Source organism: Adlercreutzia sp. DFI.6.23 (assembly GCF_024462535.1).
In the GTDB taxonomy this organism is placed as follows: domain Bacteria; phylum Actinomycetota; class Coriobacteriia; order Coriobacteriales; family Eggerthellaceae; genus Adlercreutzia; species Adlercreutzia rubneri.
Genome location: NZ_JANGBP010000221.1, coordinates 1 through 391 on the forward strand (window position 1 = coordinate 1; position 391 = coordinate 391).

Consider the following 391-nt stretch of genomic DNA (forward strand, 5'->3'; position numbering starts at 1 on the left):
CCGCCATCGGCATGCAGTCTCTCGGCGTGGGCATTCCCGTGGGCGATTACGCTATTCCGGGATTAGCCGTGGCGGCGCTTCTGGGTATTGGGACGGTAATAACGAGCTCCGTAAGGACAAGCGCTCATGCACGACTTGCAACCGATGCACTCGTCCTTGTTGATCGCGACAATGCCATCCTCGCGCTTGAACGAGGCCCCGATTGGGCACACCTCAACACACGGAGCGTTCTCGCAATGCATGCACAGCATGGGATAGGCCGTCATGCGAACGTCGGGATACTCGCCGACGTACTCGATCTCCACATGGGCGCACGTTACCTTAGGCGGCGTTCCATGGGCCTCTTTGCACGCAACGGCGCAGGCATGGCAGCCAATGCACTTCTTAAGAT

Annotated in this window: 1 protein-coding gene; it reads right to left on the reverse strand. The window is 59.1% G+C overall.

What is annotated here, in order from left to right:
* Positions 1–62: 62 nt before the first annotated feature.
* Positions 63–391 (reverse strand): 4Fe-4S dicluster domain-containing protein (locus NE591_RS13095; RefSeq protein ID WP_305145258.1); only part of this gene is annotated, 329 nt, incomplete at its 5' end.